13 protein-coding genes are annotated in these 16,028 nt (G+C 66.0%); 10 read left to right on the forward strand and 3 right to left on the reverse strand.

Going from position 1 to position 16,028, the window contains the following annotated elements; all coding sequences use genetic code 11:
* The first annotated feature begins 29 nt into the window (after positions 1–29).
* Together AAC050_RS01755 and AAC050_RS01760 are read left to right on the forward strand one after the other, a co-directional pair.
* Complete coding sequence (locus tag AAC050_RS01755) at positions 30–1,679, forward strand: peptide chain release factor 3 (RefSeq protein WP_339913323.1); 1,650 nt, start codon at positions 30–32, stop codon at positions 1,677–1,679.
* Between the two features lie 183 nt (positions 1,680–1,862).
* Positions 1,863–3,113, forward strand: coding sequence for a hypothetical protein (locus AAC050_RS01760; protein WP_339913324.1), 1,251 nt, complete (start codon positions 1,863–1,865; stop codon positions 3,111–3,113).
* Positions 3,114–3,119: 6 nt separating this feature from the next.
* Here AAC050_RS01760 and cysQ read toward each other — a convergent pair whose 3' ends face one another.
* The gene (gene cysQ / locus AAC050_RS01765) at positions 3,120–3,908 is read right to left on the reverse strand and encodes a 3'(2'),5'-bisphosphate nucleotidase CysQ (RefSeq protein WP_339913325.1); all 789 of its coding nucleotides are present in this window, start codon (positions 3,906–3,908) and stop codon (positions 3,120–3,122) included.
* A 92-nt stretch (positions 3,909–4,000) separates the two neighbouring features.
* On the opposite strand from cysQ, the gene AAC050_RS01770 reads away from it, so the two are divergent.
* From AAC050_RS01770 to AAC050_RS01785, 4 genes are all read left to right on the forward strand, one after another.
* Positions 4,001–4,660, forward strand: coding sequence for a histidine phosphotransferase family protein (locus AAC050_RS01770; protein ID WP_339913326.1), 660 nt, complete (start codon positions 4,001–4,003; stop codon positions 4,658–4,660).
* A gap of 118 nt (positions 4,661–4,778) precedes the next feature.
* Positions 4,779–5,150 carry a response regulator gene (locus AAC050_RS01775; RefSeq protein ID WP_339913327.1) on the forward strand — a complete coding sequence of 124 codons (372 nt, stop codon included), beginning with the start codon at positions 4,779–4,781 and terminating at the stop codon, positions 5,148–5,150.
* Positions 5,151–5,154: 4 nt separating this feature from the next.
* Entirely contained in the window at positions 5,155–5,970 is an 816-nt protein-coding gene (locus AAC050_RS01780; RefSeq protein WP_339913328.1) for a protein-glutamate O-methyltransferase CheR, read from the forward strand.
* 82 nt (positions 5,971–6,052) lie between these two features.
* Positions 6,053–7,945, forward strand: a complete 1,893-nt coding sequence (locus AAC050_RS01785) for a M20/M25/M40 family metallo-hydrolase (protein ID WP_339913329.1) — start codon at positions 6,053–6,055, stop codon at positions 7,943–7,945.
* 6 nt (positions 7,946–7,951) lie between these two features.
* Here the strand turns inward: AAC050_RS01785 and AAC050_RS01790 are convergent, their stop codons facing one another.
* Complete coding sequence (locus AAC050_RS01790; protein WP_339913330.1) at positions 7,952–9,499, reverse strand: GNAT family N-acetyltransferase; 1,548 nt, start codon at positions 9,497–9,499, stop codon at positions 7,952–7,954.
* Positions 9,500–9,783: 284 nt separating this feature from the next.
* On the opposite strand from AAC050_RS01790, the gene pip reads away from it, so the two are divergent.
* The 4 genes from pip (at position 9,784) to AAC050_RS01810 (ending at position 14,814) form a co-directional block, all read left to right on the forward strand.
* Positions 9,784–10,875 carry a prolyl aminopeptidase gene (gene pip / locus AAC050_RS01795; RefSeq protein WP_339913331.1) on the forward strand — a complete coding sequence of 364 codons (1,092 nt, stop codon included), beginning with the start codon at positions 9,784–9,786 and terminating at the stop codon, positions 10,873–10,875.
* Between the two features lie 376 nt (positions 10,876–11,251).
* The gene (locus AAC050_RS01800) at positions 11,252–12,712 is read left to right on the forward strand and encodes an amidohydrolase family protein (RefSeq protein ID WP_339913332.1); all 1,461 of its coding nucleotides are present in this window, start codon (positions 11,252–11,254) and stop codon (positions 12,710–12,712) included.
* Between the two features lie 602 nt (positions 12,713–13,314).
* Entirely contained in the window at positions 13,315–14,397 is a 1,083-nt protein-coding gene (gene recA, locus AAC050_RS01805) for a recombinase RecA (protein ID WP_339913440.1), read from the forward strand.
* 207 nt (positions 14,398–14,604) lie between these two features.
* Positions 14,605–14,814, forward strand: a complete 210-nt coding sequence (locus AAC050_RS01810) for a hypothetical protein (RefSeq protein ID WP_339913333.1) — start codon at positions 14,605–14,607, stop codon at positions 14,812–14,814.
* Positions 14,815–15,005: 191 nt separating this feature from the next.
* Here AAC050_RS01810 and AAC050_RS01815 read toward each other — a convergent pair whose 3' ends face one another.
* The gene (locus AAC050_RS01815; RefSeq protein WP_339913334.1) at positions 15,006–16,028 is read right to left on the reverse strand and encodes an alpha/beta hydrolase; all 1,023 of its coding nucleotides are present in this window, start codon (positions 16,026–16,028) and stop codon (positions 15,006–15,008) included.

Below are 16,028 nucleotides of genomic sequence, written 5' to 3' on the forward strand. Positions count from 1 at the left end.
CGTCGCCTGACGCGCTACCTCCCGCCGCCATGTCGAAACTCACGCTCGCCGAGGAGGCCGGCCGTCGCCGGACCTTCGCCATCATCGCCCACCCCGACGCGGGCAAGACCACCCTGACCGAGCATATCCTGCTCGCAGGCGGGGCCATCCGTGCCGCCGGAGCCGTGCGCGCGCGCGGCGAGAACCGCCGCACCCAGTCCGACTGGATGAAGATCGAGAAAGAACGCGGCATCTCGGTCAGCGCCTCGGTGATGACGTTCGAGCACACCACAAAGGACGGTGGGGCCAAGATGTTCAACCTGCTCGACACGCCCGGGCACGAGGACTTCTCGGAAGACACCTATCGCACCCTGACCGCCGCCGACTGCGCCATCATGGTGCTGGACGCCGCCAAGGGCATTGAGCCCCAGACCCTGAAGCTGTTCGAGGTCTGCCGCCTGCGCGACATCCCCATCATCACCTTCATCAACAAGCTGGACCGCGAGGCCCAGGACCCGATGGCGCTGCTGGACGAGATCGCCTCACGCCTGGCCCTCGACCCCGCCCCGATCTGGTGGCCGGCCCAGAGCGGCAACCGCCTGCGCGGCATGGTCGAGATGGGCACGGGTCGCTTCCAGCCCTACGCCCGCAAGGTGCCCGGTGCTGTGGTCGACGAGCCCCATCCCGAGGCCCTGCCCCTGACCGAGGCCGCACGGTATTTCGAGGACGGCGAGCATCAGGACATGCTGGACGCCGCCGAACTGGTCACCGGCGGCTATCCGGCTTTCAACCGCCAGTCCTTCCTTGAGGGCCATATGACCCCCGTGCTGTGGGGTTCGGCCCTGCGCCATTTCGGTATCGACGAACTGCTGGCCGCCATCGGGGAATGGGCCCCGCCGCCCAAGACGATGAAGGCCCGCAAATACGGGGCGCTGGCCGGGGCCCGCAATGCGCCCGAACCGGTCGAGACCATCGTCGAGCCCGGCGCGGCCGAGGTCACCGGCTTCGTCTTCAAGGTCCAGGCCAATATGGACCCCAACCACCGCGACCGCATCGCCATGTTCCGCATGGCCTCGGGCAAGTTCCAGCGCGGCATGAAGCTCAAGGTCCAGAACACCGCCAAACAGCTGTCGGTGAATGCTCCGATCATGTTCTTCGCCTCGGACCGCGAACTGGCCGACGACGCCTATGCCGGCGACGTCATCGGCATTCCCAACCACGGCGTGCTGCGCGTCGGTGACAGCCTGTCGGAAAGCGGCCTGATCCGCTTCGCCGGCCTGCCCAATTTCGCCCCCGAAATCCTGCAGCGCGTGCGGGTCAAGGATCCGCTCAAGGCCAAACATCTGCGCAAGGCGCTGGACGGCCTGGCCGAGGAAGGCGTGACCCAGCTGTTCCGCCCCGAAATGGGCGCGGACTTCATCGTCGGGGCTGTCGGCCAGCTGCAGTTCGAGGTCATGGCCGACCGTCTGGGCGAGGAATACGGCCTCGACGTCATCTTCGAGCCCTCCCCCTGGGCCGAGGCCCGCTGGCTGGGCGGCGACAAGGCCGATCTCGAGGACTTCATGGGCAAATACCGCCCGCAGATGGCCCGCGACATCGACGACGACCCGGTCTTCCTGGCCAAGTCGAGCTGGGAAACCGGCTATGTCGGCGAACGCTTCCCCAAACTGGCCTTCACCAAGACGAAGGAACGGGGCTGATCCCGGGGTCGGCGCGCCCGGCGAGGCCCGTCGCTCGAACACGCCGGCGAGATAGCGCCGGCTCGTGTCTCGACCGACGGAACACCCGGCCCGCTCGACGGTTTCACCGTCGCGGCGCTGTGCTTGCTGTGTGAAGCCCGGGACCGCGTTCAGGGTCCCGATGCGGGACGGAAGCGCCAGCCCATGTTCGAATTCGGCAGGGATTTGAGAAAACTGTTCGCCCAGGCGCGCGATAGCGACGACCTGAGCTGGCTCGAACTGATCAGTGCCGATCTGGTGCGGGTCGAGGCCCGCCAGCAGTCGATCGACGCCGGGCGCGTCTCCTGTGCCCATCCCTTCGAGGCCTATCTGCGGGCCGGTGCCCTGTGGCGCGAACACACACGCCGCACGGGTCTCGGATCAAGCCTGGAAAGGGCGCACCAGTCTGCCGCCGATGCGGCCCGGGCCGCCGGCAGCGACGATCAGACCGCACGTGCAGCGATCGAGGCTGCCGCGACCGGAATGCTGCAATTCGATCTGTGCGGCGGAGCCCGGCACCTGACCCGGGCGCTTGGCGAAATCGCGGCCCTCGGTGCGCTTCGTCGGGCTGAAACCACCTGTGCCGCTACGGTCGTCCACGCGCGCCTGCGCGCCCGGGAGGCCCGGTTGTCAGGGGATCCCGGAGATCTGCTCGATGCCGCAGCCCTGCTGGACGTGGCCCTTCACGGGCTGACCCCGGACAATTCCCCGATCGCCGATGATGTTCGACTGGACCGCGCCGGACTGGCACTCGAGGCCGGTGTCGCCCGCCGGGATGCCCGGCTGCTTGACCAGGCCGGCCGCGACCTGCGCAGCATCGTCGAAGGCTCGACTCCCGAATATCGCCCCCTGACCCGCGCCAAAGCCCTGACCCTGTGCGGCGCGGGGATGAAGGCGCTGGCCGAACTGGCCGGTGATGCCGAAGCGATGCAACAGGGTCAGGCCATGTTCGAGGCGGCGGCTGATGAGTTCACACCGGATCACAGTCCGCTGGACTGGGTCGCCATCCAGATCGTGCGCTCTGATCCGGCATCATCCCTGTCCAGTCTGGCCCTGGCCCAGGCCCTCAGCGAAGGCAGCGGTCTGATCCTGGGGGCTCTGGCGCGGGAGCGGCGCTTTGCCCGGGAGGCGGCACTGGCCGAGGCGGACGGCGACCGCAAGACCCTGTCCACGCTCGCGGCCCGTTTGCGCGGCCGCCTGACCGATCAATCCGGCCATGAGACGCCGCTGGACTGGGCCGCTGACCAGATCGCCATGGCCCACGTCCATCTGGCGCTCGGCCGCTTGAGTGGACATCAGGCCACCGGGATCGGCATGTCACTGGTCGAGGCCGCAACGACCGCCCGCGAACTGGGCGCGCCCGCGCTTGCGGCGCGCGCCGAGGCGTTGATGGACACCCGTGCCGCGCGGGCCTGACGGGTCTCAGCCCCCAAGCGCGACGAACGGTCCATTGAGGAAGTGTGGCTTGCCATAGGCCAACGGCTGGCCGTCATCATCGAGCACACGACCACCAGCCGCTTCCAGCACCGCCTGCCCCGCCGCCGTATCCCATTCGGATGTCGGGCCGGTGCGCGGATAGGCATCAAAACGTCCCTCGGCGATCAGGCAGAATTTCAGCGAGGAATCCATACCCTGCCATTGCGCGCAGCCATGCCGTGCTGCCAGGCGTTCGGCCTCGTCGTCGCTCATACTGTGGCTCAGCAGGGCCAGAGGGGTGGCCGGTCGGTCGCGTACGCGCACCGTCTGCCACGGCTCGCCGAAGCGTCGGCGCAGAATCCCGCCCCCCTTCTCGGGCCCGCCACACCAGGTCGTGGCCGTAGCCGGTGCGACCACGACACCCGCCACCGGGGCTCCATTGTGGATCAGGGCGATGTTGACGGTGAAGGTCTCGCGTCCGGCGACAAAGCCACGTGTCCCGTCCAGTGGATCGATCAGCCAGAACCACTCCTCGGCCAGGGCCGGCGCGCCGTTGGCCGCCACGGCCTCTTCGGCCACAGCCTGAATCCCGGGATAGAGGGCGGCCAGACGCGAAAGAATCAAGGTCTCGGCCTCACGGTCGGCCTGGGTCACCGGACTGTCGTCCGCCTTGACCTCTACCACCGCGGAGGCCCGCCAGTAGGGCAGTATTACCCGCGCCGCGTCCTCGGCGATGTCGGAGATCGCCTCGGCCAGGGTGCCCGAGGCGAGGTCAGCTTGCAGGGTTTCGGTCATTTGTGGCCTCGATACCCGATCCCCCCGGTTTCACGAACCGGCAAATCACGTCAGCTTCAGCATCCAGACCCCGATTCTGGTCCAGGACACCCATGACCGTGAACGCCGACGCCGCCGAACTTCCCGTCGACCCCCAGGAACTCGCCGCCTGGGTCTCCGCGAAATTGTGCCACGATTTCATCAGCCCGGCCGGAGCTATCGTCTCCGGCCTGGACCTTCTGGACGACCCCACAGCCCAGGACATGCGCGAGGACGCGATGGCGCTGATCGGCCAGAGCGCAAAAAAACTCGTCAGTCTGGTGCATTTTGCCCGCGTCGCCTTCGGGGCGGCGACCACGAGCGAGAAATTCTCGGGGGTCGAGCTGCAACGACTGGTCGCCGGCATGATCGAGGGCGGTCGGGCGACAATGGACTGGCGGGTGGACGCCGATGATTTCACCAAGCCGCAGGCCAGGGCCCTGATCAATCTGGCCTATCTGACAACGGCGGCCCTGCCGTCGGGCGGCGTCGCCACCATCACCACCCGTCGCGACGGCAATCTTCTCCTCATGGAAGGTACGGCCGTCGGGGCCCGGGCCCGCCTCAAACCCGAGGTCATCACCGGACTGGCGGGCGAGCGCCTGGTCGAAGGCCTGGCCGGTCAATGGATCCAGCCCTACTGGCTCTGGCTGACCGTATCCGGCCACAAGGGCAGCCTGACCGTCACCACCGTGGAAGGCCGGGTCGATATCGTCGCCGGAATGCCCGTTTGACCCCAAATCCTAAGAGACCTTAACAGGCTTTCCAAACACCTCGTTAACCGCCGATCGGCGATCATGACGTCCAGCACCGCCGATACGGTGCCCCGCCCGCGCCAGATGGAATCCAGCCTTGAACCCCAAAACCTGTCTCATCGTCGATGACAGCCGGATCATCCGCAAGGTGGCCCGTCGCATCGTCGAGGGTCTGGGCTTCGAGGTTGATGAGGCCGCCGACGGCTCGGAGGCCCTCGCCTTCTGCGGTGGCGTCATGCCGGATGTCGTGTTGCTGGACTGGGGTATGCCGGTCATGGACGGGCTGACCTTCCTGCAGCGACTGCGCGCCATGTCCGGAGGTGACCGGCCCAAGGTGCTCTTCTGCACCATCGAAACCCGCGCCGACTTTATTGCCGAGGCCCTGTCGGCCGGAGCCGACGAATATGTGATGAAGCCGTTTGACGGCGAAATCCTGCAGTCCAAACTTTCAGAAGTGGGAGCTGTTTGACGCCATGATGCCGGACGATTTCGATCGCCTGCAGTCCCTGATGGCCTCCCGGGCCGGCTTCCGGCTGGCCCGGGACCGGATTCACCTGGCCGAACACCGGCTGGGCCCGGTCGCGCGGCGCGAGGGTTTCGACAGCGTCGACATCATGCTCGAGGCCCTGTGGGCCAAGCCGGTCGCCTCCCTGGGCTGGTCCGTGATCGAGGCTCTGCTCAATCCCGAAACCTGGTTCCGGCGCGACCGGGCGACCTTCGACGTCTTCGCCAATGAATTGCTGCCCGCCCTGTCGAAGGCTCGTCCCAACGGCCATGTACGTCTGTGGTCGGCAGGCTGCTCGACCGGTCAGGAACCCTATTCCCTCGCCATGGCCGCCCTTGAGGCCGGAGCCTCGGTCGACATTGTCGCCACCGACCTGTCTCAGAAGGTCCTGGATAAGGCCCGCACCGGGACCTACACCAGCTTCGAGATCCAGCGCGGTCTCAAGGCCCACACCATGCTGCGCTGGTTCGAACTGGTCGACGAGCACTGGGTCACCCGCCCGGAACTGAACGCCGCCGTCCAGTTCACCCGCGCCAATCTGCTGGACGAACCCGTCGACGAGGGAAAGTTCGACATCATCATGTGCCGCAACGTGCTGACCGACGTCGATCCCGAGCGGCGCGCCAGAATCATCGACGGCCTGGAGCGTCGACTCGTCGATGACGGCTGCCTGTTCCTCGGGCCGGATGAACAGCTGGGGGGCGACACCCTGGCCTTCCGTCCGGTCAACGGCCGCAAGGGCCTGTTCGTCAAATCCCCGTCCAGCTTACGCCACGCGGCCTGACGGGGCTCGCTCACGGGCGGCTCGCCCTTGATCAAAGGCGACGCTTGCCCCCTAGTGGGGCCATCTGATCGGGGGAATCACCATGCGTCTGGCCTGGCTGTTCGGCTCACTGACGATCGCACTTCTGCTGGCGGTGGTAACCCTGCAGACGCCCCGCCCGGTCGGGTCCGAAGCTGAACCCACGGCCTTTTCCGCGGCCCGGGCCATGGTCGACGTGCGTGAGATCGCCCGGAACCCGCACCCGATTGGATCGCTCGATCACGCCCGGGTCCGCGATTATCTGGTCAGTCGCATGACCGCGCTCGGCCTCACCCCCACCGTCCAGGACGGGCCGTTGTCACCCACCGCGATCAAGCGTCTGAACCGCCAGGGCCAGAATCCCGCGGCCGCCGGCTACAGCGTGGCCAATCTGGTCGGCGTCCTGCCCGGTCGTGACCCTTCGGCCCCGGCGGTGATGCTGATGGCCCACTACGACACCGTGCCGGACTCGCCCGGAGCGGCTGACGACACGACCGGCGTCGCCGCCATTCTCGAAGCGGTGCGGGCGATCCGGGCGCGGGGTCCCGCGGATCGCAATCTGGTCGTCGTATTCACCGATGCCGAGGAACTGGATCTGGACGGGGCCCGCGTCTTCTTCGGCGGTCACCCCCTGCGCGACCGGATCGGCGCGGTTGTGAACCTGGATTCCCGCGGCGGCGGTGGCAGGGCCATCATGTTTGAAACCGGCCGTGGCAATGCCGAGACCATCGCCGTCTACGGGCGCGCGGCCCGACGCGCGACCGGCGGCCCCTCCAGCAGCTCGCTCGCCGTCTTCATTTACGAGCACATGCCCAACGGCTCCGATTTCACCATCGCCAAGGCGCGCGGCATCCAGGGCATCAATCTCGCCTTCATCGGTCGGCCCGAGCAATATCACACGACGGCCGCGACCCCGGACCGGCTCGATCAGGGCACGGTCCAGCATATCGGAGCCCAGGCGCTGGAAACTGCCGACGCCCTGTTGCGTGCGCCCGCCCTGCCGGCCGCCGGTTCCAATCGAGTCTATTCCGATATCCTGGGCTGGTTTGTCCTGAGCCATTCCCCGGGCCTTGGCTGGTTACTACTGGGCCTGACAGCGGCCCTTACCGGCCTGGCCACCTGGCGCGCCCGCCGCGAGACCGACCTGACCTTCACCGATATCGCACGCGGTAGTCTGGATGGCCTGTGGCTTCTCACGGTCGGGATCGTGCTGACCCAGGCGGTCCGCACCCTGGCCGGGCCTGTGGCCGGCGGTGCCGGAAAGGCGGACGCCTATTATATCCTGATGGCCCGCCTGCCGTGGATGGAAGCAGCGACGGCCCTGACGGTGCTCGCCGTTGCCCTGCTGCTGCTGAGCGGGCGCCGACAGGTCGACCGTCGACTGATCACTGCGATCACGGTCGTGGCCGCCGGGGTGGCGATCACACTGGGGGGCTTCAGCCCGGTCTTTTTGGTGGTGAGCCTGATCGCCATTGGTCTGGGCTGGCTGTCGAATTGGGCACCGAAACGGACGTGGGGCAGTTGGCTGGGCGTGATCACGCTTGTTCTGGTCCTGGCCTTCGCCGTCCAGATATTCGCCCCGGAGGCGGCCCTGCTGTTTATCTGGACCGCCCTTCCTGCCGCCCTTGTCGCTGCGGTAACGGCCTTCATTGATCCGCTCATAATCAAACGCGCAGCGTTGGTTCCGGCCGCCGTCGTCACTGTGGTGGTCGGGGCCTGGCTGTTCGGCCTTGCCCATTTCGGCTTCCTCAGCGTCGGCATGGACCTGCCGGGCATCCTCGCAATGTGCGGCCTGCTGGTCTTCATGTTGATACGACCGCTGGCACCTGCCCCGGACGCCACACGTCCGATCCTGATCGCGGCCGCGGTCTGTCTGGTCGTCGCCTGCGGAGTCTCGGGGGCTGCTCGTTTCGCCGAGCCGGCCGCAGCGGTCGAGAGTCCAACCACCGCGGCCTGACGGGCCTCAGCCCCCGTCGGCCCACACGGTCTTGTAGAGGTCGAAACGACGGTCGCGCAGATTGCGCACCGTGCCCTGCGACTTGGCCCAGGCCAGGTCCGACAGATCCAGGTCGGCCACCGTCACCGTCTCAACGTTCTCGCTGGCCTCGGCCGCGACTCCGTCACGCGCGAACGGGAAGTCGCACGGCGTCAGGATGCACGACTGGGCATACTGGATGTCCATGTTCTCAACGTTCGGCAGATTGCCGACATTGCCCGACAGGACGACGTAGCACTGGTTCTCGATCGCCCGCGCCTGACTGCAATAGCGCACCCGCAGATAGCCCTGCCGGTTGTCGGTGCAGAAGGGCACGAACAGCATCCGCGCGCCCTCGTCGACCAGCCGCCGCGCCAGTTCCGGGAATTCGGAATCGTAGCAGATCAGTACCCCGATCGGGCCGCAGTCGGTCGGGATGGCATGGACGGCGTCGCCACCCTTGATGTTCCACCAGTGGCGCTCGTTCGGCGTCGGATGGATCTTCTCCTGGGCGTGGACCGAACCGTCGCGCAGGAAGACATACGCAACGTTCTGGATGTCGCCGTCGTCGGCCTGGGTCGGGTGCGAGCCGCCGATGATGTTGATGTTGTACTCGACCGCCATCTTCTGCATCGCCTCGACGAAGCGCGGCGTGTAGCGGGTCAGGTGTTCGATCGACTCCGCCGGGGTCAGTTTCTTCGGTTCCAGCGACAGCAGCTGCAGGGTGAACAGCTCAGGGAACACCACGAAGTCCGACCGGTAGTCCGAGGTCACGTCGACGAAATATTCGACGTTGGAGATGAACTCCTCGAAACTCGACACCTTGCGGGCCTGCAACTGGACCGTGGCCACGCGCACCGTCTCCTTGGTGGCGAAGGCCGCCCCCTTGCCGTGGCTCTCGACATAATAGGGGTTGCGCCAGACCATGTGGGCAGCGGTGCCCATCGAGGCGGCGTCGGACTTCAGATAACCCTCCAGAATCCCGATCGGCTCGAAGCCCGAGCGCAGGTGGAAACCGATCACCGGGTCGTTCAGCTTGCGCGCCGTCACCGCGTCCAGATATTCGACCGCCGTCGGATAGGTGGCCTTGCGCCGCAACCGGCCCGGCATCCGTCCGCCGAACACGATTCCCTTCAGATTCTGGGCTTCACACAGATCGCGCCGCGCGTCGTACAGCCGCTGACCGATGCGCAGGCGGCGGCGGTCCGGATCGACACAGACCTCCATGCCGTAGAACCACTCTCCGACCGGGTCGTGGCGCGCCGCATAGCCGCCGCCGGTGATCTCGTTCCAGGTGTGCGGCGACATCGCCGTCTTCTCGTCGATGCGGAAGCCGGCGGCATAGCCGACGATCTCGCCCTCGTACTCGACCACGAACTGGCCGTCGTGGAAGGCGGCGATCTGACCGCGCAACATGCCCGGGGTATAGGGCGGGATGTCCTTGTAGACCTTGATGACGAGGTCGTTGATGGCCGTCACGTCCGACAGGCGGGCGTTGCGGATGGTGAGAACGGCGGGTTTGGCTGCTTTGGTCATATGCTCTGAACGCACAGCGACGCTTCCGGATCAATACCGAAGGCTGCGTACGGGCGGGTCATTCTTGTCAGACGCCCCTCTATGGCGGCTCGGGAGTCCGGGCCGCGGGGGGAGTGACCGCTTTCGTGCCGGATACTCAGCCGCTGCGCGGACGTTCGGGCCGTGGAAGGCGGCGATGCCACAACCCTCCATAACAGGCAGCAAAGTCGGCGCGGCGTCGGAGACTAAAGTGATAGCGTGAAAGTGCGGACCGCCCGCCGACCGCCCATTCAGAGGACGACGCCATGGATTTCTCCAGACTTCAGACGACCAGCAAGGTCTCTGACGAATGGTCCTACCCTCAGGAGGACGCGCGCGCATCGGGGCTGCTGCCTGTCGATCGCGAGCCGGATCACACGCTCTACTGGGAGGAATACGGCAATCCGGACGGCGAACCGGTGCTGTTTCTGCACGGAGGGCCGGGCGGTACCTGCTCACCGGTTCTCTCGCGGTTCTTCGATCCGGCGCGATACCGTGTGATCCTGTTCGACCAGCGCGGATGCGGCAAGAGCCGTCCGACCGTCGCTGTCGCAGGCCCTGAAGTCGCCTTAGTGAAGAACACGACGGACGACCTCGTCGCCGACATCAATCGCCTGCGGCAGGCCCTGAACATCACCGAAAAGATGCATCTCTTTGGCGGCAGCTGGGGCAGCACCCTGGCGCTCGTCTACGCCATCCGGCACCCCGACGCCGTGGCGTCCCTGATCCTCAGGGGCATCTTCCTCGGCGAGCGTGACGACCTGCTCTACATGTATCAGGGCAATGCCGAGACCTGGGCGGACCATCCGTACGCCCTCACGCGGCCGGGGAGCTATGTCGCCTATCCGGATGAGTGGAAGGCCTTCGTGGAGACCATCCCGCCCGGGGATCGGGCGGACATGATGGCGGCCTACAAGGCGATCTTCGACCGGAGTGCCCCTGACGAGGCCGGTCGCGCGGCGCAACGGGCCGCAGCGGTGGCCTGGTCGGTCTGGGAAGGCGTCATCTCCTACACGGTGCCGCCGGCCGCCGATCCCGGACAGAACGCCGAGGCGGACTTCGCCCTGAGCTTCGCCCAGATCGAGGCCCACTATTTCGCCAACGACCTCTTCATCGAACCGGGGTACGTGCTGGATCATGTCAAACGGCTGGCCGGCATCGCCATCCACATCGTCCACGGCCGCTTTGATCAGGTCACACCGCTCGCCCAGGCGTCCGCGCTGGTCGCGGCGCTCGAGGCGGCCGGGTCGCCGGCCCGGACCTTCATCAAGACCAATGCCGGCCATAGCGCCCTCGAAGCCCAGACAGTCATCGCCCTGACCGCGGTGATGGACGGCCTCGACCCTCTGGACGCCTAAAGGGTTCGGACACGGCCGACGCGCCTCGCCACCCGAAGGGATAGAGCCACCGGCCCGACGAGCCGCTCTCTGGGCACTACCCGGGTTGGCCGTGTTCGGCTCGACAGCTCTGCACCTCCGATGCCACCGTTTAATCCCGTATTTCACCTTGGCCTCGTCGGTTCGCGAATGTTCCCGGTCAGAAGCCAACCTCGCGTCATTTGGTGCATGCTAGTTCGAAATCGTACGCGTATGTCCGTCGGGACTCCTGCCGGGACGAAGGTGTGTGCGGTCCTGGAAGCGACGCCGCTGGCGGCTTGCCCATCACAGCGAAACAATTTACTCACTCCGCGACAGATCGTGGCGGTAAATTTGGAGCGTTGGGGCAAATTTATCCATGAAAATTCGAGCTCTAAGGCGTGTCGGCATCGGGCTCGCTGTACTGGCCGCCATCATCACGGCATGGCTGTGGTTGATCATCAGCGACCTACCTGACGCGCTAAGAGTTGATCAGGCGCGGCCCGTCGGCGTGCTGCTAGACAATGTACGTCTCATTTCAATGGTCCCCGGCTCACCCGAGGTTGAGGACGCGCGCGCGGTCCTTATCATGGGCGATCGCATCATAGAGGTCGGGGCCGCCGGCGCGTTGCGCGCGCCGCAAGGCGTCCGCGTTGTGGATGGCAACGGGCGCACTCTAATCCCGGGCCTGATCGATGCACACATCCATCTCAATGACGAAGCGGAACTGGCGGGATATCTCGCCCACGGCGTGACAGGCGTGCGCAATATGTCCGGCTATCCGTTCCATCTCCGGCTTGCGGAGCGCATCGCCAACGGCGCGCTGCTCGGGCCGGACTTCATCACCACCGGCCCGATTCTCAATAGCCCGGGCGCCAACGACACCATTGTGCAGCAGACCGTCACGTCGGGCGACGAAGCCCGGGCATCAGTGCGCGCACAGCATGCCGCCGGGTACCGAACACTCAAAATCTACTCGAACCTCACCCGCGAGGCCTTCGAGGCCATAATCGATGAAGCGGACCGATTGGGTATGAGTGTCACCGGTCATTCTCCTGAGGGAGTACGGACAAAGGGCGTTCCACGTGAGCGGCCTTTCGATGTCTCGTGGGAGCAGTCCCTTGGGCGTGGTTTCACGACCCTCGAACACGTCGAAACCATCGTTTGGCACGGGCTGCGAGACGACCTGGACGAGGACAAGATGCGGCTGCTGGCCTCTAGGCTTTCCGCTTCCGGTGAAGTCGTGACGCCGACCCTGATTGCTCACAAGCGCCTGGTGCTTATTGCTGAAACGCAAGGGCGCTACCTGGATGGGCCCGGCTCGGACACCATCAACCCGCTGGTACGCTTCTTCGAGCGAGGCTCGGAACAATACTGGAGTGGGGTCGAAGCGTCGAACTATGAGCGGCCCCACGCGGACTTCTTTCTCACCGCGACGCGCCTTCTTCATGAGGCGGGCGTGCCTCTGATTGCCGGGACGGATAGCGGTAGCTTCGGACTGGTTCCGGGTGCCTCGCTAGCGCGAGAGCTCGAACTGTTGGTGGCGGCAGGTCTGTCGCCGCACGATGCGCTCGCCTCCGCAACACGCTCAAGCGCCGAGGCTCTCGGTTTTGAGCGGAGCGGTATCGTTGCGCCAGGCTATCGGGCCAATCTAGTCTTGCTGATTGGAGACCCATTGACGCAGATTGGCGCTGTGGAATTGCCGTCAGGCGTCATGGTCGGGGGGCACTGGATCGACGAGGCCGGACTTGAGGCAATGCGAAACTCTGCAAGAGACACCTCGTTCGTTCGCTCGCTCTGGCGGGTGCTGGAACTGAAGCTCTCCAACCATGGCCGGTGAGCGGTTTCCGGCCCTGCCCAAATGTCTGGGCTTCGCGCAGGGCCAACTGTTAGCGTGAGGGGCTTTGGTGTCTGCAAGTTACCTTCCAAGTTTTTTGTAGGACTCGCTTTCCGGCGACAACCTAGTGGCCGGCGACCACCTGACAATCGGGCCGCGCCAACTGCGTTGAAAGAGGACAGACCCCGTCCGCTTCGATCAGGTCACACCGCTGGCGCAGGCGTCCGCACTGGTCACGGCTCTCGAGGCGGCCGGGTCGCCGGTCCGGACCTTCATCAAGACCAATGCCGGACACAGCGCCCTCGAAGCCCAGACGGTCATCGCCCTGACCGCGGTCATGGACGGCCTGGACCCTCTGGACGCCTAGAGCTCAGAGACCGCCGGTGAGTCCCCTCTGAACGCTGCATCCCGCGTCCGTCACGCACGATCACCGTTCCAGGGCCGGCGGACCGACACGTCAAGATCGGACGCATGACCTTGATGCCAAAAAAGAACATATTGGCAACCGGAACAAACCGTGCACATAGTCCGTCTCACACAGGGAGCGGGTCCAGGCGGGTCTCTCCCGGAACCAGATGGGAATCATGGCAAAGGAGAGTGGCAAGGTGGCAGCTCAGGCGAATTTGAAATTGGTTGGCAAGGACGACGGCGACAAGCAGCGGGCGCTGGAAGCGGCGATCGCCCAGATCGACCGGGCCTTCGGCAAGGGCTCGGTGATGAAGCTCGGCAAGGGCGGCGTGGTGGCGGAAATCCCGTCCGTCTCGACCGGCTCGCTGGGGCTCGACATCGCCCTGGGCATCGGTGGTCTGCCGCGTGGCCGGGTGATCGAGGTCTATGGTCCGGAAAGCTCGGGCAAGACGACCCTGGCCCTGCATACGGTGGCCGAGATCCAGAAGGCCGGCGGCACCGCCGCCTTCGTCGACGCCGAACACGCGCTGGACCCGGGCTATGCCCAGAAGCTGGGCGTCAATCTCGATGACCTGCTGGTGTCCCAGCCGGACACGGGCGAGCAGGCACTCGAGATCGTCGACACCCTGGTCCGGTCCGGGGCCGTGGACATCGTGGTGGTCGACTCCGTCGCCGCCCTGACGCCGCGGGCCGAGATCGAGGGCGAGATGGGCGACAGCCTGCCCGGCCTCCAGGCCCGGTTGATGAGCCAGGCCCTGCGCAAGCTGACCGCCTCGATCAACAAGTCGCAGTGCATCGTGCTGTTCATCAACCAGATCCGTCACAAGATCGGCGTCATGTACGGCTCGCCCGAGACCACCACGGGCGGCAATGCGCTGAAATTCTACGCCTCGGTCCGGCTCGACATCCGCCGCATCGGCGCGATCAAGAACCGCGACGAGGTCGTCGGCAACACCACCCGGGTCAAGGTGGTCAAGAACAAGGTCGCCCCGCCGTTCCGCGAGGTCATCTTCGACATCATGTACGGCGAGGGCATCTCCAAACTGGGCGAGATCATCGACCTGGGGGTCAAGGCCGGGGTTATCGAGAAATCGGGCAGCTGGTTCTCCTATGACTCGACCCGCATCGGTCAGGGCCGCGAGAACGTCCGCGAATTCCTCAAACAGAACCCGGACATGGCTGCCTCGATCGAGGACAAGGTGCGCAAATCGACCAGCAAGATCGCCGACGAACTGCTGGGCACGCCCGAACCGGACGAAGGTCAGGACCTCGACGGCTGATCGTCTGCCCTCTTCGGGGGGACCTCAGAACACCCCGTCCGGCCGGTCCCTGCGACCCGCCGCCGACCCCCGCGGGGTTCGGTCCGGACGAGGCTGGCCGTCCGGCCCGGGGCTGCAAAGCCCCGACGCCGGACGGCCCTTTTTCTGTTACAGCATCCGGATCAGCCGCCGGCTGACCCTGCTTTTCCTTCCTCCAGGATTCCCGTGATGGCCGACATCCCCGCCCTGACCCAGTTCAGCCTGTCCGACTCCGAGGACGGCTATCTGCTGCAACTCGAAGCCGCCGATGGCCAGGCGATGACCGTCTCGGCCAGTCCGGAGCAGTTGGACGCCATCATCGACGCCCTCGTGGCCCTGCTCGAGGACGACGATGAGGACGAGGCGGACAAGCCGAAGACGACCCAGCCCGCTGTCTAGGAACAGGTCGGCACACGGGCCAGGCACGGCAACCCTGGTCGGCCCCGCAGGAGGGCGGGGTAGACTGCTTCCAGTCCCCGCAGCACGGCCCGGTACCGCGCCAGCAGATCGCCATTTCGAAGGAATATCGCCGCCCCCGGTTCGCCGGGCGGCCCTTTTTCATATTCCGGGTCCGAAACGACAGCCGCCGCCTACCCACCCAACCAGAACTGACGGAGCGGATGACGGGTCACCGGCTCGAGTGAACGAATCTGCCGGCCGATTTCAGTGATCAACGCACGGCCGGCGGCGATCTGTCCGGCGAACAGTACAAACCCGTGGATCGTCCCCTCGACCTGCATCAACTCACAGTCCACGCCGGCGGCGATCAGGGCGGCAGCGTAGGCGTTCCCTTCGTCCTTCAACGGATCGAGTGTGGCGGTCACCACCAGTGTCCGGGGCTGGCCACGCAGCACCCGCGCCGATGCCAGAAGCGGCGACGCGGGTGCCCGCTCGCGATTCTGACCCGTCCGGAAATATTCCCGCTCGGCCCGCAGGATGTCGAACTCCCGCAAGAAGTAACGACCGTCTCCCAATTCTCGCCGTGAGACGAAATTCGTCTTCCTGCTGGCACTTGTCACCGGATAGACCAGCACCTGCAAGGCGACCGGAACCGGCGTCTGTTGGCACACCCCGGCCGCCAGATAACCACCCGCGCTGTCGCCCGTTACGACGATCCGGGAAGCGTCGGCCCCGAGTTTACGGGCATTGCGGCGCGCCCAGGCCAGCGCTGCCAGACAGTCCCGCAACGCTGCCGGATGCTTGTGTTCCGGCGCGCGCCGGTAGTCGACGTCGACCACGACGCAACCACCCGCCACACAATAGTTCCGCACGACCGGCGCATAACCGTCCGGGTCGCCCAATGCCCAGCCGCCGCCATGGATATGCAGCAGCAACGGAACCCGGGCCTTGCTGCCTTCCGGGCGCGGCGGCTGGTAGATCCGGATCGCCACCGGCCCGTCGGGGCCCTTGATATGGCGATCCTCGATTCCCGCGACCGAAACCGGGTCAGGGCCATAGGCCGCAACCGCAGCCTTCAGCCCCTCGCGACGTTGCGCCAGCGTCGGGTCCGCCGGTGCTCCGGCGGCGTCCCGGACCATGCGCTCCAGAAAGGCGGCGGTATCAGGATCGATGTCACGGCCCGCCACGCCGTCGGACCCGTCCCCGGTCGTCAC

This window comes from uncultured Brevundimonas sp., from assembly GCF_963974615.1.
Lineage (GTDB): Bacteria > Pseudomonadota > Alphaproteobacteria > Caulobacterales > Caulobacteraceae > Brevundimonas.